Here is a 16,741-nt window from a genome sequence, read left to right as displayed (position 1 = left end):
CGGCTCAGACCCCTCCGGTCGCCGCGCGCCAGAGGTCGAGGAGCTCCTCCTCGTCGTAGATGCGATCCGGTTCGATGACCCGGTCGTCGGAGACGTAGTAGAGGACCGCGTCCACGCTCTCCGGATCGATGCCCTTCCACTTCGCGAAGGCGAGGCGGTAGAGGGCGAGCTGCAACTGCCGTTCCGCTAGCTCGTCGGCGCTCTTCGGCGCCTTGCCGGTCTTCCAGTCGACGATCTGGTACCGGCCGTCCCGCTCGTAGACGGCGTCGATCTTGCAGATCACGATGTGGCCGTCGAAGGGCAGATGCAATTCGCGCTCCACCTCGACCGGCTTGACCCCCGCCCAGGCCGAACGCTCGAAGATCGCCTGCAGCCGCGCGAGCTCGGCCTTATCGATCGCGGCATCCTCCGGCTCGAGCTCGCTCGACAACGCGTCGATGACCTCGCGCGAACCGCTGAGGCCCGACCGCTCCTCGACCCAGGAGTGGAAGAGCGTGCCGAGGCGCGTCGCCCGATACGGCTTCTCCGGCATCGGGCGGCGGATGCCTGCAGCCACCTCAGCCGGGTCGGTCACGAAATCCTTGAAACGGCTGGCGGGAACCCGGTTCGGCAACGCGACGTACTCGGCGGCGGCGAGCATCCGCCGCCGTTCGGCGAGAAGCAGCTCGAGTTCGCGCCCCAGCGGGCCGGATGCTCCCGGCACCGCGCTGCGGACGAGCTCGGCCGCCTCCTCGACGCCTGAGCGCCGACCGCCCAGAGGGTCGCTCGGCCACACCAGCGACTCAGCCTGCTCGCCCTCCGGCTTGTCGGTGTTCAGCGGGGCACTCGGAAGATCGCCGACGATCCCGGCCTCGGCGAGCTCGACGAGGTAGGGGCTCGGCGGCCGGGACCCGGCCTGCGACGACCAGAAGGAGCCGGTGAGGAGCAGGCCGTGCCGCGCCCGGGTGACGGCGACGTAGGCCAGGCGTCGTTCCTCGAGTTCGTGCCTGGCCTTCACCCCGGACTTGAAGTCGGCATGACGGTCGAGCAGATCCTTGCGCGACTCGGCCGCCTCCCAGGCGAAGACCGGAAGGCTCTCGACGTCGCCACGGAACTCGTAGGGAAGAGCACCGAAGGCGGTCCATCCGTTCGTATCCCTCGCCTTGGCCGGAAGCTCATCGGTCACGAGCCGCGGAACGACCACGAGATCCCATTCGAGCCCCTTGGCGCCGTGGATCGTGAGCAGCTGTACCGCACCCTTCTCGGGCTCCTCCGGCCGCGGAGCGAGGTCGTCGCGGCGCACCGCCTCGCGCAGCCAACCGAGAAAGCTGCCCAGACCGCCTCCCTCGTTGACCGCGCGGAACGTTCCGAGCGCGTCGAAGAAGGCCTCCATGCTCGCAGCGCCCTCCGAGCGCGTCTCGTTCGCGATGACCTCGATGTCGAGCCGGAACTCCTGCTCGACGAGCGTCACGAAGTCGAGCAGGTCGAGGGAGGCTCTCGCCCGCAGCCGGGAGAACACGAGACCGGCATCCCGCAGCCGTTCGAGCCCCGGCTCGCTGAACGCCTCGAGCATTCCGTGGCCCGCCTTCGCATGCGCGACGAAGTCGAGGGCGTCGACGATGGACCCGCCCTCCCCCTCGGCGACCGAGGAGCGCAGTTTCTGCTTCGTCTCGTCGTCGAGCGGCTGCTGGGCGTGATCGCGGTCGCGAAGCCAGGATGCGACCCGGCTGAGCGCGTGAAGGTCACGCACCCCGATCCGCCACCGCGAACCGGCGAGCAGCCGCACGAGCTCCGAACCGGCCGTCGGGTCGTTGACGACCGTGAGCGCGCTCACGAGATCGGCCACCTCCGGCTCGTCGAGCAGGCCGCCGATGCCGAGCACGTGATACGGGACCCCCGCGTAGCGCAGCGCCTCCACGAACACCGCCTGGGTGCGACGGGCCCGGAAGAGCATCGCCGCCGTCGGTTCCTCTCCATCCTTCAGTGCCGAGCGGACCTCCTTGCTGGCGAGCTTCTCCTTGAGCCAGGACGCAGCCGCGACGGCTTCCTCCCTAATCGACTCCTCGAAGCTCACCTCGAGAGGGAAGTGCGTTGCGACGGGAGAAGCCGTCAACTTCTCCACCGGTATGGACGTCGCGGCGATGAGCGGCTCGACGACGGTGTTCGCCGCCGCCAGGATGCCGTGGCCGTTCCGCCAGCTCGTGGAGAGCGCGAACTCCCGCACCGGCTCACCGCGACCGAACCCGGCCGCGAACTGCTCGAGGTTCGCCGCGCTCGCCCCCCGCCATCCGTAGATCGACTGGTTCGGGTCGCCGACCGCCATGACCGGATGCCCGGCGAAGAGCTCGGAGAGCAGCCAGGTCTGCACGACGCTCGTGTCCTGGTACTCGTCGAGCAGCACGACCCGGTATCGCTCGCGCAGCTCGTCGCCCACCCGCGGTACGCGCCGGATCACCTGGAGGGCGAGCATGACCTGGTCGGCGTATTCGACGAACCCGTTCTGCGCCTTGGCCGCGGAGAACTGCACGGCCAGGTCGATGAGCAGGGAGAGGGTGCCGACCGAGGCGATGAGGTCGAGGGCCTTCTGGTACTCGCCGCGCCCGCCATTCGGCAGTTCGGTGAGTTGCGCGAACCGCTCCGCCATCGCACTCACCTGGGCGGGATCGGCGACGTTCTCGCTCAGCGCATGGCTCAGGTCGAGCACGGCATTGGTCAGCTGGTCGACGCTCCGGTCGAGCCCGGCGAGTCTCTCGTCGCGGCTGGCCACGACGAGCGAGCGGGCCAGCTGCCAGGCGGATGCCTCCCCCAGCACGCTGCCGTCGGTCTCCCGCCCGAGAAGGATCGCGTTGTCCCGGAAGATCGAGTTCGCGAAGGAGTTGTAGGTGGCGACGGTGGGCGGGTCGAAGGCGTCATACTCCGCGGCAGGCTTCGTCGTGAGCCCCGACTTCGCGAGCTGTGCGATGCGCTTCCGGATGCGTTCCGCAAGCTCACCGGCCGCCTTGCGCGTGAAGGTCAGCCCGAGGATCTCGCCGGCCTCGACGCGACCGTTGGCCAGAAGCCACACGACGCGGTTCGCCATGGTCTCCGTCTTGCCGCTCCCTGCACCTGCGATGACGAGGGAAGGGCCGAGCTCGGACTCGATGACCGCCCTCTGCTGGTCGGTCGGCCGTGGGAGCCCCAGCGCATCGGCGAGCTCGTCGGCGCCGATCGATCGGGTGCGCGATGGCTCCGGCATCCGCTCAGTCACTCGACACCGCCCTGACCCGGTGCAGTGCCCGCTTCGCGGTGTCGCCGACGCCGAAGGGGTCGAGCACGCGAGGCCCGGTGTAGACGCCGAGTGCCATCCCGATCGCGGCGAGGCGGATGCGCTCCCGGAACTCCTCGAGTTGTTCCTCGGTGAGCGGCGCCTGGAAGCCTTCCCGGTAGGACTTGCCGCGCACACCCTCCTTGACGAACACGAGCTTGGCACCACCCGCGTGATGCTCGCCGAAGGGGTCGAGTGCCGTATCGAGCTCGCCGGAGGCGTAGGCGAGCTGGTAGGCCCCGAGCTGCGGGAACTCGTCGATGACCGCCTGGCTGGTCTCGGCGGCGCCCGTCTTGAGGTCGACGATCACGACACTCCCGTCGGCCGAGCGCTCGACCCGGTCGATCGAGCCGTTCACGCGGGCACGACCCACCTCGAGTGTGAAACGGTCCTCGGCGCCGGCGAGTGTCTTGCCCTCGCGCTCGAAATCGCCCAGGTACTCGGCGACGGCTCCGGCGAGCCTTCGGGCCGCTCGCCGCTGCTGTTCGGCGAGCCAGGGGGCCTCGAAGAGCAACTCATTCCACCGGCTCTCGATCGCGGCCCACACGGCCTCCACGTCGGGGGCGGTCGCCGTCTCCATCGCCCAGTGCACGATCGTGCCGATCCCCATCGCCGTGCTCGACTGCGTGCCGGAGATCGACTCGATGAACCAGTCGACAGGCGACTGCTCGAAGGCGCCGAGCTTCGACGGCGACACCGGTACCGCCTCCTCGTCGAGATAGAGCGGTCCGGTGGTCGAGGCCCCCAGGACGCCGTGCCACTCCCCCGGGTCCGCGCCCGGCACACCGGATGCCGCGAGCAGGCCCAGATTGGCGGCAGCAGCGTTGGCGGCAGCAGCGTTGGCGGCAGCAGCGTTGGCGGCAGCAGCGTTGGCGGCAGCAGCGTTGGCGGCAGCAGCGTTGGCGGCGGCATCGTTGGCGGCGGCATCGTTGGTTGCAGCATCCGGCCGGCCCCGCCCGCCCGGTTGCCGGACGTCCCGCACGAGCTCCCTCCGCAGTCGGCCGACGAGACCACGCAGGGAGTGCGGCGGCAGCGCGGCAGCCGTCGTCTTCTTCGAGCCGTCCGGGGCGAGCTCGAGGAAGACGCTCGTCGCCTCGTCCTCGTTCGCGACCGCGGCCAGGATGACCTCTCGGCTCGCCCTGGAGACCGCGAGCGCGAACATCCGTAGTTCATCGGCGAGCACCTCGCGGCGGGCATCGATCGCGGCGCCGTCGATCCCGTTCGCGGCGCGCACGAGTTCGCCCGGATAGAGCAGCGATCCGCGCAGGCGCAGGTTCGGCCATGCGCCGTCCTGCAGGCCGGCGACGACGACCGTGTCGAACTCCAGGCCGAGCACCCCGCTCGGCGTCGTGACGAACACGGCATCCGCGGTCGCCTGCGGCGAAAGCGTGTCTTCAGGAACCTCGGCGTCGAACACCCCGGTGAGGAACACCATGGCCGGCGAATCGGGTTCCCGCTCGACGAAACGCTTCGCCGCCGTGAAGAGTGCGAGGATGCCGTCCAGATTCCGGTTCGCCTCGGCGGCCAGTATGCCGGCGCCGAGCGCCTGTTGCCGCCAGGTGACGGCGAGCCCGCTGCGCTCCCAGACGAACCAGAGCAGTTCTTCGATCGTCGCACCGCCGGTCGCCTGCGCGGCCAGCTCGGCCAGGGTCTCCGCGAGCTTCGCGGCCGTCCGTGCCGCAGCATGGTCGATCGTCGCGAACCGCCCCGGTGCCGAGAGCGCCTCCACGAGCAACTCGTCGCTCGTGCGGTGACCATCGCCCGCGAGCTCCTCGGTACGCAGCGCGAGCCGCAGCCGGCGCAGCCCGAGCCGGTCGAGGCCGCCGAACGGGCCGAGCAGTGTCTCGACGGCGGATTCCGCGGTGAGCGGCGTCCGGCCGATGCCGAGGTCGACGATCGTGAGGAGCGCGCGCGCGGCGACATCCTCGCGCAGCGGGATGCCGCCCACCGCGGTGCGGGTCGGGACGTCGGCGAGCGCGAGGGCACGGGCAGCCGCCGGCACCTGGGCGCCGCTGCGCAGAACGACAGCCATCCGCTCGAACGGGGTGCCGTCCTCGAGGTGCCGCTCGCGCAGGCGCCGCGCGAGCGCCGACCAGAGCCGCGCCGGGGTGGAACCGGTGATCGTCTCGACCCGGCCGTCCCCCTGAGCGTGCGACGGGCCCGGCGCCTCTGGATGCCGGTGCCCGACGATCCCCGCCGTCCCGATCCGATCCGTCACAGCGTCGGTGAGACCGAGGAGCACTGCGCCCTGCCGATGCGACGTCGTCAGGTGCATGGTGCGCACCCCGTCGATGCCGAGCGCAGGTCCGAAGCGCCCGACGACATCCGGTTCGCCGCCCCGGAAGGCGTTCGCCGCGACATCCGGGTTCCCGAACGCGATGACGCTCGCACCCTGCACGGCGAGGGCCCGCAGCATCGAGACGGTCGCCTCGGTCGCCTCCTGCAGGTCGTCGACGATGACGAGCCGCAGCCGGGATGTCGATTCCGGGACCGCCCCTGCCTCGATCGACCGGCGGGCGACAGAGGTGAGCTCGGCGGCATCCAGCTGGTCAGGGCGCAGCTCGGCCATGACCTGCAGGTACTCGGCGTGGAAGTCGGCGAGCGCTGCCCACTCCGGCCGCCCGTGCCGCGCGGCGAGTTGTCGCAGTCGCGCCGGGTCGAGGCCGTATTCGGTCGCCCGCATCATGGTCTCGCGCAGTTCGGTCCGAAAGCCGCGCAGTGCGCGCACGTCGGCGCCGAGCGGCTCCGGCCAGTCGGGACCGGTCCCGTCCTCGATGTGTCCGGAGAGCAGCTGCGCGATATCGCTGTCCTGGTCGCCGCCGGTGAGCAGTCGTGGCGGGGCGAGCCCGGCAGCGCGACGCGAGAAGGAGACGATCTCGAAGGCGAGCGAGGCGATCGTGCGTGCGAGCGGCCCTTCGGTGGGCACCGCGAGGCGCAGGGCCAGACGGTCCCGCAATGCGGTCGCCGTCGATCGGCTCTGCCCGATGACGACGAGCTCGCCAGGGGCCCACCCCCGCGCGAACACCCGGTCGGCGACGAGCTCGACGACGGCCGTCGTCTTGCCGGTTCCCGGAGCGCCCACGACGACCGCGGATGCCGCATCCGGCAGGTCGATGACCGCCCGCTGGGCGGCATCGAGGCTCGGCACCGGCGTGGCCCCGGACCTGCGCGCGAACCCCTTGACCGTCACGAGAGTCAAACTATCCCACGCCGCGGACAACCCGGCGAGGGCACGAGAGAGATGCCCCGGCGGCGCGGTACCTGTCCGCTCCTGACGAACGAGCCGACCGGCCATCGCGTTCTGCCGTAATCTGGGCTCGTGGACATTCGCATTGGCATCATCAACAGCCCCCGTGAGCTGAGTTTCGAGTCCGACCAGTCGGCAGCCGACATCGAGAAGGTCGTGGCCACCGCCCTGGAGAGCGACGCGAAGTTCATCAGGCTCGTCGACGACAAGGGGCGGGTGTTCCTCGTCCCCGTCGACACCTTCGCCTACATCGAGGTCGGCTCGGAGTCCTCCCGTCGCGTCGGGTTCGTCGCCTGATGGAACTCCTCTTCGTCGTTCTCGGCGCCGCCCTCGTCGGCCTCGGCCTGCGCTACCTCCTCCCGGGACGCGACACCTACGGCAGTGCCGTCCTCCCCGCCGTGAGCGCAGCCGTCGCCGCCGCGGTCTGGGCTGGCCTCACCTGGATCGGCTGGACCTTCGACGGCGGCTGGATCTGGTGGGCGAGCCTCGTCGCCGGCGGCGTTCTCGCGATCGCGACCGCACTCATCCTCGCCCCGCGCCGCAGGCACCGCGATGTGGCGCTCTTCGATCGGCTCAGCCGACCCTGACCCGCAACGGATGAGAACTTTCTCATCCAGTTCTCGTGATCACCTCATCCGGGGTTGCGAACCTGAATGAAGCAACTCGGAACCGGGTTGCGGGAAAGTGAGTGAGAACATGTTGAACAAGTCCGCAAAGCTCATCATGACGGGTGCTGCGAGCATCCTCGGTGTCGCCCTCGCCGCCGGTGGCGCCTGGGCCGCGAGCGGCTCGTTGACCGTGTCCGACGCACCGGGCCAGGTGCTCAAGGTGGATGGCATCGGACCGGCATCGCTGCACGCCAGCGAGACCGCCAGGATGCACGCCAACGCGAACGCCAGGGGGCTGTTCGGGACGAGCACCGACGCGACGGTGGAAGGGGAGCAGGATGCGACCACCGACGAGGGCGAATCCGCCACGCCGACCGCTCCTCAGGAGGCCTCCAAGGACGCCTCGACCGTCAAGGGCAGCACAACCGGCGAAGAGGTCAGCGCCTGGGCCCACGAGAATGCCGGCGTCGAGGTCGTGACGCCCGGCAGCGCAGTCTCGGTTCAGGGTGAGGCGCACGCCGAGACCCGCTGATCAAAGAAGTTCTGCCGCGCTAAGCGCCAGCAGAGCAGGCCAGGGAACGCCTCTTCGGGTGAAGCGTTCCCTGGCCGTTTCAGATTAACCGGTAGCCCATGCCCCGCACCGTCTCGATGCGTTCGGCGCCGATCTTCGCCCGCAGGTACCGTACGTAGACCTCGACCAGATTCGACCCGGGATCGAAGTCCAGTCCCCACACGCGACTCAGCAACTGCTCCCGACTCAGCACCTGGTCCCTGTGACGGATGAACTCCTCGGCGAGGGCGAACTCCCTCGCCGAGAGGGCCACCGGGGCACCATCCACGAGGATCCGGCGGGTGCGCACGTCGAGTTCGAGGCCGCCGGCCAGGAGGGACTCCGCCTGCTGGGGCTGGGCCTCCTTCAACCGGAGCCGAACGCGCGCCAGCAGTTCGTCGAACCGGAACGGTTTCGCCATGTAGTCGTTGGCACCGCCCTCCAGGCCGCGTACGGTGTCCATGGCGGAGTCGCGGGCCGTCAGGATGATGACGGCGATCCCGTTCCCCTCGCCCCGGAGAGTCTCCAGGATCTCGAATCCGCCCAGGCCGGGTATCCCGATGTCGAGGATCATGAGGGCGTACTGGCCGGTCCTGACCTCGGCCAGTGCCGAGTGGCCGTCCGACGCCGTCGCGACGGCGAACCCCGCCGCGCGAAGCCCCTTCTCGACGAACGCGGAAATGCGCGTCTCGTCCTCGGCGACCAGTATTCGCGTCATTGCCCGTCCTCATCCTCTTGCGGCGAGGGCTCGATCGGAATCCGGATCGTGAACAACGACCCTTCGCCCTCGGCACTCGCCAGCGTAACCGTGCCACCGTGCGCGGCAGCGATCGCCGACACGATGGCGAGACCGAGGCCGGAGCCATCCGAACCCCTACTCGCCTCGAGTCGATGGAACCGCTCGAAGATCTCACCCTGCGCATCGACGGGAATCCCTGGTCCGACGTCGCGAACGAAGAGCAGCAGCCACTCGCCGGTCCGTATCGTCTCCCGCTTGCTCCCCAGCGAGATGGTGGTGCCTTCGGTCGAATACTTCGCCGCGTTGCCGGCCAGTTGAAGCCACGCCTGGGTGAGGCGCCCCGTGTCGACGAGCGCCGTCCCCGTCGCCCGGGACTCGACCACCCATTCGCGCGCCGGGTCGAGGGCGCTCGCCTTCGTCACGACGGCACTCGTCAACGCGTCGAGGTCGGTCTCGTGCCGGTCGATGAACTGGGGCGTCCCCGACTCCGCCAGCAGGGAGATCTGGGAGACCAGGACGCTCATCCGGTCGAGTTCGTCGATGGCCAGGGCCTTCACGGCGTCGACGTCGTCCCGTTTCTCCGAGTCGAGGAGCTCGAGGTGCCCGCGGATGATCGTGATCGGGGTCTTCAGTTCATGCCCCACATCGTCGATCAGCCGGCGCTGACTGGAGAACGCCTCCTCGAGTCTCTCGAACATCCTGTTGATCGTCTCCGTCAGCTCCGAGAGGTCGTCCCGGCCGGTGACGGGGATCCGCCCGGAGAGGTTCATCGCCGTGTTCTCCGCCGCCGCCCGGCGCAGGAGGCGGATCGGCCGCAGCAGCCGGCCCGCGACGAGCCAGACGACGAGTCCGATGAGCAGCAGTGCGATGAGAGCGACGACGAGGAAGGTCCCGAACGAGTCCAGTACGTCGGTGAGCACGGCATCCAGGTTGATGGCGGCGACGTACAGTCCCTCGTGCGGGTCGCCGTCGAACGAGACCGGGATGATGATGTACCGCAGCGTTCCCGCCTCGGAGTGGGCCGTGCCCATGACGACGCTGGTCGGATGCGCCTCCGTGGTGATGCGCTTCAGGAGCAGCGGATCCGCGTCGATTCGGAACGGAAGCGAGATCGAGGGGATCAATGCCGGACTTCCGTCGATCAGGCCGAGCACGCTCTCATCCGGAGACGGGACCAGTTGCTGCATCGCCGCACGGAGTATGGTTTCGACCGTATCGGGAGTCGTGGACGAATCGGCCTCCGAAGCGACGGCCTTCAACTCGACCACGGTCTGCAACAGCTGTTCGTCGACCGAGGCGAGAACACGCTGGCGCTGCACGAGGTAGGAGGCGGTTCCCGACGCCGCGAGTCCGATCGCCGTCGCAGCGAGAATCGCCACGATGATCCGGGAGCGAACCGAGAAGCCTCTGCGCCGGCCGGTATCGCGCCCGATCATCCGCCTTCGCGGATCGCGTTGTCGCGACATCGTCCCATTATCGCAACTCGAGGGCCGGGATCATGGTCGGCCTGGCCGGATCAGGCGGTGAGGCCGAGGTCGTCCATCCGTCGCGTATGCGCGGCGATGAGCTCGGTGAGCACCGGCTCGAGGCGTTCGTCATCCGGGGCGGTGTCCTTCGGCAGATCGAGTGCGGAACGCGCCACGAGCAGCACGTCGCCGACGAGGCGCCGACCGTAGAGCGCGAGGCGCGAGGCGAGCCGCGGGTTGTCGTCGATCGCAGCCCGCAGCTCGGCGACGACGATGTCGTGGGCGACCTCATTCGAGAGGAGGCGGGCGATGCGTTCGGCGTAGTCGTCGGAGAGCCCCTCGGCGATACCGGCGAAAGCGTCGTCGAGGATGCCGGACGCCACGTAGTAGCCGAGCAGCGCCTCGAACCAGTCGCTGCCGCGCGTCCTCAGCTGGAAGGCGTCGATCGGACCGACGAAGGGCTCCATGGCCTCGCTCGGCGACTCACCCTCGCGCTCGAGCTCCGCGACGAGCTCGTGGTGCCGACCGAGAGCGATCGCGGCGACCCGGCTGACCGCCTCCTTGGATGCGGTCGACGGCGCAGTCGTGACCGCCCGGGAGAGCCCCTCGAAGAAGGAGAGCTGCAGGTATGCGGCCTGGCCGAGGAAGTGCGGCAGGTCGGGTGTGAGCTCGCTCAGCCCCACCCGGTTGACCACCTGGTCGGGGTTCGGATGCCGTGATCGGCCCCGCGAGAGCGAGGAGCGCCGCTTGCGACGGGGGAACAACGTGACCACCAGTACAGCCTAGCGGCGCCACCTGTACGACTGGCCGGGGTCGGTTGTCAGGAGTTCGGCATCCGTGGCGGCTAAACTGATGGTCGGCCCCCACTCTGGCGGGGCCCTGCGCCCTGGGAAAAGACGGGCGTAACCGCTCGACCCAGGACAGGGCTGTACAACTTGACATTCTCAGAACTCGGCGTCGACCAGGACATGGTCGACGCACTCGCCGCCAAGGGCATCCTCGAACCGTTTCCCATCCAGTCGCAGACCATCCCGCTCGGTCTGAGCGGCCAGGACATCATCGGTCAGGCCAAGACCGGAACGGGCAAGACCCTCGGTTTCGGCCTGCCGCTGCTCCAGCATCTCGGCACAGACCCCGAGCCGGGCGTCAAGGCGCTCGTCGTCGTCCCGACCCGTGAACTCTGCGTCCAGGTCGCCGAGGACCTCGTCATGGCCTCGGCCAACCGCTCCACGAAGGTTGCGGCGATCTACGGCGGCAAGGCCTACGAGGGCCAGATCGAGCAACTCAAGGATGGGGCCCAGGTCGTCGTGGGCACGCCGGGGCGCCTCCTCGACCTCGCCAGCCAGCGGATGCTCTCCCTGGGGCACGTCGAGGTCATGGTGCTCGACGAGGCGGACAAGATGCTCGACCTCGGGTTCCTCTCCGACATCGAGAAGCTCTTCGCCCAGACTCCGCCCGCCCGCCACACGATGCTCTTCTCGGCGACCATGCCGGGCCCGATCGTGGCGCTCGCCCGCCGGTTCATGAACCGGCCCATCCACATCCGGGCAACCGATCCCGACGAGGGCCTCACCCAGGCGAACATCAAGCACGTCGTCTACCGGGCGCACGCGCTCGACAAGGACGAGGTCATCGCGCGCATCCTGCAGGCCGAGGGGCGTGGCAAGACCGTGATCTTCACCCGCACCAAGCGTGCCGCGGCCAAGCTCGTCGAGGAGCTGGGCGACCGCGGCTTCAACGCCGCCGCCGTGCACGGCGACCTCAACCAGGAGCAGCGCGAACGGGCGATGGTGGCCTTCAAGGCCGGCAAGAAGGAGATCCTCATCGCCACGGATGTCGCGGCGCGGGGCATCGACGTCAACGATGTCACCCACGTCATCAACCACACCATCCCCGAGGACCACGACACCTACCTGCATCGTGCCGGTCGCACCGGCCGTGCGGGCAAGACGGGCATCGCCGTCACTTTCGTCGACTGGGACGACCTGCACAAGTGGTCGCTCATCAACCGGGCCCTCGAGATGGGCATCCCCGAGCCGACCGAGACCTACTCCTCGTCGCCGCACCTCTACACCGACCTCGACATCCCCACCGAGGCGAAGGGTCGCCTGAAGACGGCGGGGCCCGCGCGCGAGCGCGAGCCGCGTTCAGCGACGGCCGGTCACGGCGGTGCACGACAGGGCAACCGTGACGCCCAGGGCTCCGGTCGGGGTTCCGGTCACGGTGGAAGTTCCGGCCGGGACCGCGTTCGCACCCGCGGCGGCAGGTCGGTGGAAACCGCAACCGACGCCAAACCGGCCGGCGCGGGCACCCACGACGGCTCCGGCCCATCGCGCCGCCGTCGCAACCGCACGCGCCGCCCCAGCACGGGGAACACCCCTCCCGCCGCCTGACGACCGATCCCTACCCGCCGCCCGGCGATGCGGTGTTTCGTCGGCCATGCGGCGCTGTGAACACCCGCATCGCCGACAAATACCCGCATCGCGCCGGAAATTCGTCCTAACCGACAGCCGCCGAGCCCGTCCCCGCCTCGAGGATGCGCGCAAGAACCTCGGGCTCGGTCGTGTTCTCACCCAGCCGGTTGGGTTTTCCCGCGCCGTGGTAGTCGCTTGAGCCGGTGACCACGAGCCCGAAATGGTCCGCGTACTCCGCAAGCCGCGCAACGGCATCCGGCCGGTTCTCGCGGTGCCTCAACTCGAGGCCGAACAGCCCCGCGTCGACGAGTACGCCCAGGTTCTCCCTCGAGATCACGTCGTCGATGCCGCGCGTGGCCGGATGGGCGAGCACCGGGACCCCGCCCGCCGCGCGCACGAGCTCGACGGCCGCGAGCGGGTCGGGCGCATAGTGCGGCTCGTAGTAGCCGAACTTCGGGTGCAGGATGTCGCGGAATGCGGCGCTGCGATCCGCCGCGACACCGCGTGCGACGAGCGCGTCTGCGATGTGCGGGCGACCGACCGTCGCCCCGTCGCTCGTCTGGGCGACGACATCCGCCCAGGAGATGTCGAAGTCGGCGGCCAGACGCGACACGATCGACTCGGCGCGGGTGAGACGTGCTTCCCGGATGCGCAGGGTCTCCTCCCGCAGGGCGAGGTCCTGCGGGTCGACGAGGTAGGCGAGCAGGTGGATGCTCCTCCACTCGCGGCGAGTGCTGAACTCCATACCCGGCACGACCATGAGACCGGTCCCTGCAGCCTCCTCGAACGCCTCGGCCCAGCCCGACGTGGTGTCGTGATCGGTCAGCGCGACGGTGCCGAGCCCGGCGGCGAGCGCCGCGCGCACGAGTTCGGCCGGTGTCTCGGTGCCGTCGGAGACGCTACTGTGAGTGTGCAGGTCGATGGGGCCGGGCATTCTGCAACTCTATTGCGGGTCGACCGGTTAGGCTCTGCTGACCATGTTTCGTCGTGTCCTCGCCGCTGCCGCGATCCTTATCGCCGCGGCCGCCGCGCTCATCGCGGCCTGGCCGCAGTTGTTCGGATTCCAGCGGCTCCCGATCGCCGCCCAGGTGGTGTCGCTGCGCGGGATCGCGATCGCCGTGGGCCTCATCCTCCTCGTCGTCCTGCTCTTCGTCGCCCTCGCAATCCCTGCCTTCCGCCGATTCTGCGCTGCCCTCGGTCTCGTCGTCACCGTGTTCGTGGTCGTGAGCGTTCTCGTCCTGGCGACGCGGGGATTCGGTGACAACTCGTTCCAGAGCAAGGGCGAGGCGGATGTCACCGTGCTCTCCTGGAACACGCTCGGCGACGAGCCCGGTGCTGCCGCCATCGCTCAGGCTTCGCTCGACGTCGAGGCGGACGTCGTCGTGCTGCCGGAGACCACGAGCGAAACCGCGATCGAGGTGGCCGGCCTCATGAAGGCGGGCGGGCATCCGATGTGGGTGCACACCTTCGCCTACGACCACATCTCGAAGGCCCGCAGCACCTCGCTGCTGCTCGGCGTGGACCTCGGCGATTACAGCGTCGACACCGACCATCGCACGACGAACGTGCTGCCGAGCCTCGTCGCGACCCCCGACGACGGGACAGGCCCGACGATCGTCGCGGTGCACGCGGTGGCGCCCATCCCGAGCGAGCTCAACCACTGGAAGCTCGACCTCGCCTGGCTGAAGACCGCCTGCAGCGGCGACAACGTCATCATGGCGGGCGACTTCAACTCGACCATCGACCATTTCGCCGACCTCGGTACGCACGAGGGTGCGACGATCGGCAACTGCATCGACGCCGCCACCACGACGGGGAACGCCGCCGTCGGAACCTGGCCGACGATGCTTCCGCCGCTCCTCGGCGCGCCCATCGACCACGTCATGGCGACCCCGGGATGGCACGTGACGGGCATGCGGGTCATCGGCTCGCTCGACGGTGCCGGGAGCGACCATCGGCCGATCGTGGTGCAGTTGTCCCCGCGGGGGTGAGAATAGAGGCATGGCCGAATCGACTACCCCGGCGCCGCGCGCCACGAGCAACCGTTCGACGACCCCTGTGTCGGACACCTTCAAGAGCTATATCGCCTCGAACTGGGCTGAGCGCACGGATGCCGTGCCCGCCCCGCGCGAGCAGGCGCCATTCGCGGCTGCCCGTCGCGACCGCCTCTCGACGATGTACCCGGGCAAGCGGCTCATCGTGCCGGCCGGAGCGGCCAAGGTGCGCTCCAACGACACCGACTATCCGTACCGTGCCCATTCCGCCTTCGCACACCTGACCGGCTGGGGTTCCGACTCCGAGCCGGACTCCGTCCTGGTGCTGGAGCCGACCGCGTCCGGCCACGAGGCGACCCTGTACTTCCGCGAGCGCGCGGGCCGCGACTCCGACGAGTTCTACGCGAACCCGCAGATCGGCGAGTTCTGGATCGGGGCGCGCCCCTCCCTCACCCAGGTGGCCGGCGACCTCGGCCTCGCGACCAAGGACATCGCCGACTTCGAAGCCGTGCTCGACTCCGTGGATGCGAACACCCTTGTGGTGCGCGACGCCGACCGGGACGTCACCGACCAGGTCGACGGGCGCCGGCTGCTGAGGGCCGAGGCCGATTCGGTCGACGAGGACCCGGATGCCGCGCTCGCCCGCGACCTCTCCGAGTTGCGCCTCGTGAAGGACGACTACGAGATCGACCAGATGCGCCGCGCGATCGCCGCGACGAAGCAGGGCTTCGACGATGTCGTGGCGGATCGCCCGGAGATCGTTGCGCATCCGAGGGGCGAACGCCTCGTCGAGGGGACGTTCAACCGGCGCGCCCGCGCCGACGGCAACACGGTCGGCTACGACACGATCGCCGCCTCCGGGCCGCACGCCTGCATCCTGCACTGGACCCGGAACGATGGTCCGGTCAACAATGGCGACCTCATCCTCCTCGACGCGGGGATCGAGCTCGACAGCTACTACACCGCCGACATCACCCGCACTCTGCCGATCAGCGGCACCTTCACCTCGGTGCAGCGGCAGGTCTACGAGGCTGTGCTCGAGGCGGCGGATGCGGCGTTCGCGATTGTGAAGCCCGGCATCCGGTTCCGCGAGATCCACGCCGCCGCGATGGAGGTCATCGCGAGGAAGACCGCGGAGTGGGGACTGCTGCCGGTCAGCGCCGAGGAGTCGGTGCAGCCGGACGCGCAATACCACCGCCGGTACATGGTGCACGGCACGAGCCACCACCTGGGGATCGACGTGCACGACTGTGCGCAGGCGCGGCGCGACATGTACATCGACGGCGTGCTGGAGGCGGGCATGGTGTTCACGATCGAGCCCGGGCTCTACTTCCAGCCCGATGACCTCACCGTTCCGGAGGAGTTCCGCGGCATCGGCGTGCGCATCGAGGACAACATCCTGGTGACCGCCGACGGCGCCGAGAACCTCTCGGTCGGCATCCCCCGCACCGCGGATGCCGTGGAGGCGTGGCTGCGCTGACGCGGCCGTGGCTCCACTCCCCCACAGCGCGGCATGGAGCGAACTCTCCACCGATCGCGGGAGGTGCGGCCGACGTCTCGCCCCACGCTGGTACCGTTTCTGGCGATGCAGGCGGCTGCCTGCGAAACTGGGAAGGTGATCGTCGTGCCGTTGGAGACCTGGGTGTCGGTCGGCAGCCTGCTGATCGCGACGCTCACGCTGGCCACCTTCACGAGATCCGCGGTGTCGAGTGCGGAGAAGCGTCTCGGGGAGCGCATCGACTCGGTCGAAGCAGGCCTCAGCAAGCACATCGACTCAGTCGAAGCAGGCCTCAGCAAGCACATCGACTCAGTCGAAGCGGGCCTCAGCAAGCACATCGCCTCAGTCGAAGCTAGTCTCGAGAAGCTCGATGACCGTGTCTACGCCCTCGCGACCGGGATGAGACCGTTGCTCGAATCGACCGAGAAGCAGGAGTCTGCAATCACTCGCCGACCGGCCTAGCCAGCAGCTCCTGCGCTCGCACGGTGAGCGACGGGTCGACCATGATCTCGTACTTGCCCGCGATGACCTGGTGGATCGACGTGAAGTCCCGGCGCCTGCGGTTGAGGGCGTAGCTCACGATGCCGAACAGCATCCCGAACCCGGCACCGATGAGCACTGCCGCGCCCACGTAAAGGATCGCGTTCTGCGAGGGGCTGAAGATGAACAACAGCAAGCCGAGGAAGAGCCCGAACCATGCGCCGCTCGCCGCCCCGGCGAGCGCCGCACGACCGTACGTCATCTTGCCGGTGACCCGCTCGACCGTACGCAGGTCGCTGCCGACGATCGAGACCTGCTTGACCGGGAACTCGCCCCTCGCCAGCCGGTCGACGACCGCCTGGGCCTCGTCGTAGGTGTCGTAGGTGCCGAGCACATCGCCTCTGGGAAGTGTGGGAAACGCCCGGTTTCGACTCGAAAATCCGCTCTGATTGCTCACCGGCT

Annotated in this window: 13 protein-coding genes and 1 pseudogene; 7 read left to right on the top strand and 7 right to left on the bottom strand. The window is 69.2% G+C overall.

What is annotated here, in order from left to right; translation table 11 throughout:
- Positions 1 to 4: 4 nt before the first annotated feature.
- Both ABD678_RS12900 and ABD678_RS12895 read right to left on the bottom strand, forming a co-directional pair.
- On the bottom strand, positions 5 to 3,226 hold the full coding sequence (locus ABD678_RS12900) for an ATP-dependent helicase (RefSeq protein WP_344757420.1): 3,222 nt from the start codon (positions 3,224 to 3,226) through the stop codon (positions 5 to 7).
- Positions 3,219 to 6,473 carry an ATP-dependent DNA helicase gene (locus ABD678_RS12895; RefSeq protein WP_344757418.1) on the bottom strand — a complete coding sequence of 1,085 codons (3,255 nt, stop codon included), beginning with the start codon at positions 6,471 to 6,473 and terminating at the stop codon, positions 3,219 to 3,221. Before ABD678_RS12895 ends, ABD678_RS12900 begins: the two co-directional genes overlap by 8 nt.
- Before the next feature lie 129 nt (positions 6,474 to 6,602).
- On the opposite strand from ABD678_RS12895, the gene ABD678_RS12890 reads away from it, so the two are divergent.
- The 3 genes from ABD678_RS12890 to ABD678_RS12880 all read left to right on the top strand — a co-directional run bounded on the left by ABD678_RS12890 (position 6,603) and on the right by ABD678_RS12880 (position 7,670).
- Positions 6,603 to 6,827: a DUF3107 domain-containing protein gene (locus ABD678_RS12890; protein ID WP_344757416.1), complete on the top strand. Its 225-nt coding sequence runs from the start codon at positions 6,603 to 6,605 to the stop codon at positions 6,825 to 6,827.
- Positions 6,827 to 7,117, top strand: coding sequence for a hypothetical protein (locus ABD678_RS12885; RefSeq protein WP_344757414.1), 291 nt, complete (start codon positions 6,827 to 6,829; stop codon positions 7,115 to 7,117). Before ABD678_RS12890 ends, ABD678_RS12885 begins: the two co-directional genes overlap by 1 nt.
- A 109-nt stretch (positions 7,118 to 7,226) precedes the next feature.
- A complete protein-coding gene (locus ABD678_RS12880) occupies positions 7,227 to 7,670 on the top strand; it encodes a hypothetical protein (protein ID WP_344757412.1) in 444 nt (147 codons plus the stop codon).
- Positions 7,671 to 7,749: 79 nt separating this feature from the next.
- Here ABD678_RS12880 and ABD678_RS12875 read toward each other — a convergent pair whose 3' ends face one another.
- From ABD678_RS12875 to ABD678_RS12865, 3 genes and pseudogenes are all read right to left on the bottom strand, one after another.
- Positions 7,750 to 8,406, bottom strand: coding sequence for a response regulator transcription factor (locus tag ABD678_RS12875; protein ID WP_344757411.1), 657 nt, complete (start codon positions 8,404 to 8,406; stop codon positions 7,750 to 7,752).
- Positions 8,407 to 8,447: 41 nt separating this feature from the next.
- Positions 8,448 to 9,458, bottom strand: a pseudogene (locus tag ABD678_RS12870) (sensor histidine kinase); the annotation flags it as partial.
- 485 nt (positions 9,459 to 9,943) lie between these two features.
- A complete protein-coding gene (locus ABD678_RS12865) occupies positions 9,944 to 10,666 on the bottom strand; it encodes a ferritin-like fold-containing protein (protein WP_344757407.1) in 723 nt (240 codons plus the stop codon).
- A gap of 162 nt (positions 10,667 to 10,828) precedes the next feature.
- Here ABD678_RS12865 and ABD678_RS12860 point away from each other — a divergent pair, with 162 nt between their 5' ends.
- Complete coding sequence (locus ABD678_RS12860) at positions 10,829 to 12,286, top strand: DEAD/DEAH box helicase (RefSeq protein ID WP_344757405.1); 1,458 nt, start codon at positions 10,829 to 10,831, stop codon at positions 12,284 to 12,286.
- Positions 12,287 to 12,392: 106 nt separating this feature from the next.
- On the opposite strand, the gene ABD678_RS12855 is transcribed toward ABD678_RS12860, so the two are convergent.
- Complete coding sequence (locus ABD678_RS12855; RefSeq protein WP_344757403.1) at positions 12,393 to 13,241, bottom strand: PHP domain-containing protein; 849 nt, start codon at positions 13,239 to 13,241, stop codon at positions 12,393 to 12,395.
- 43 nt (positions 13,242 to 13,284) lie between these two features.
- Here ABD678_RS12855 and ABD678_RS12850 point away from each other — a divergent pair, with 43 nt between their 5' ends.
- The 3 genes from ABD678_RS12850 to ABD678_RS12840 all read left to right on the top strand — a co-directional run bounded on the left by ABD678_RS12850 (position 13,285) and on the right by ABD678_RS12840 (position 16,261).
- Entirely contained in the window at positions 13,285 to 14,298 is a 1,014-nt protein-coding gene (locus ABD678_RS12850) for an endonuclease/exonuclease/phosphatase family protein (RefSeq protein WP_344757401.1), read from the top strand.
- 10 nt (positions 14,299 to 14,308) lie between these two features.
- Complete coding sequence (locus ABD678_RS12845; RefSeq protein WP_344757399.1) at positions 14,309 to 15,781, top strand: aminopeptidase P family protein; 1,473 nt, start codon at positions 14,309 to 14,311, stop codon at positions 15,779 to 15,781.
- Between the two features lie 135 nt (positions 15,782 to 15,916).
- Positions 15,917 to 16,261 (top strand): hypothetical protein, encoded by a 345-nt coding sequence (locus tag ABD678_RS12840; protein ID WP_344757397.1) that lies wholly within the window; start codon positions 15,917 to 15,919, stop codon positions 16,259 to 16,261.
- Here the strand turns inward: ABD678_RS12840 and ABD678_RS12835 are convergent.
- Complete coding sequence (locus ABD678_RS12835; protein ID WP_344757395.1) at positions 16,242 to 16,673, bottom strand: YflT domain-containing protein; 432 nt, start codon at positions 16,671 to 16,673, stop codon at positions 16,242 to 16,244. The genes ABD678_RS12840 and ABD678_RS12835 overlap by 20 nt on opposite strands.
- Positions 16,674 to 16,741 lie beyond the last annotated feature (68 nt).

The sequence above is a fragment of the Leifsonella bigeumensis genome (assembly GCF_039537265.1).
GTDB lineage: Bacteria > Actinomycetota > Actinomycetes > Actinomycetales > Microbacteriaceae > Terrimesophilobacter > Terrimesophilobacter bigeumensis.
This window is presented reverse-complemented; position numbering and strand designations above follow the sequence as displayed.

Bases quoted from the DNA above. Each gene is read 5' to 3' on its own strand.
- ABD678_RS12855 (WP_344757403.1), bottom strand. From the start codon at position 13,241: ATGCCCGGCCCCATCGACCTGCACACTCACAGTAGCGTCTCCGACGGC.
- ABD678_RS12875 (WP_344757411.1), bottom strand. From the start codon at position 8,406: ATGACGCGAATACTGGTCGCCGAGGACGAGACGCGCATTTCCGCGTTC.
- ABD678_RS12885 (WP_344757414.1), top strand. From the start codon at position 6,827: ATGGAACTCCTCTTCGTCGTTCTCGGCGCCGCCCTCGTCGGCCTCGGC.
- ABD678_RS12850 (WP_344757401.1), top strand. From the start codon at position 13,285: ATGTTTCGTCGTGTCCTCGCCGCTGCCGCGATCCTTATCGCCGCGGCC.
- ABD678_RS12845 (WP_344757399.1), top strand. From the start codon at position 14,309: ATGGCCGAATCGACTACCCCGGCGCCGCGCGCCACGAGCAACCGTTCG.
- ABD678_RS12880 (WP_344757412.1), top strand. From the start codon at position 7,227: ATGTTGAACAAGTCCGCAAAGCTCATCATGACGGGTGCTGCGAGCATC.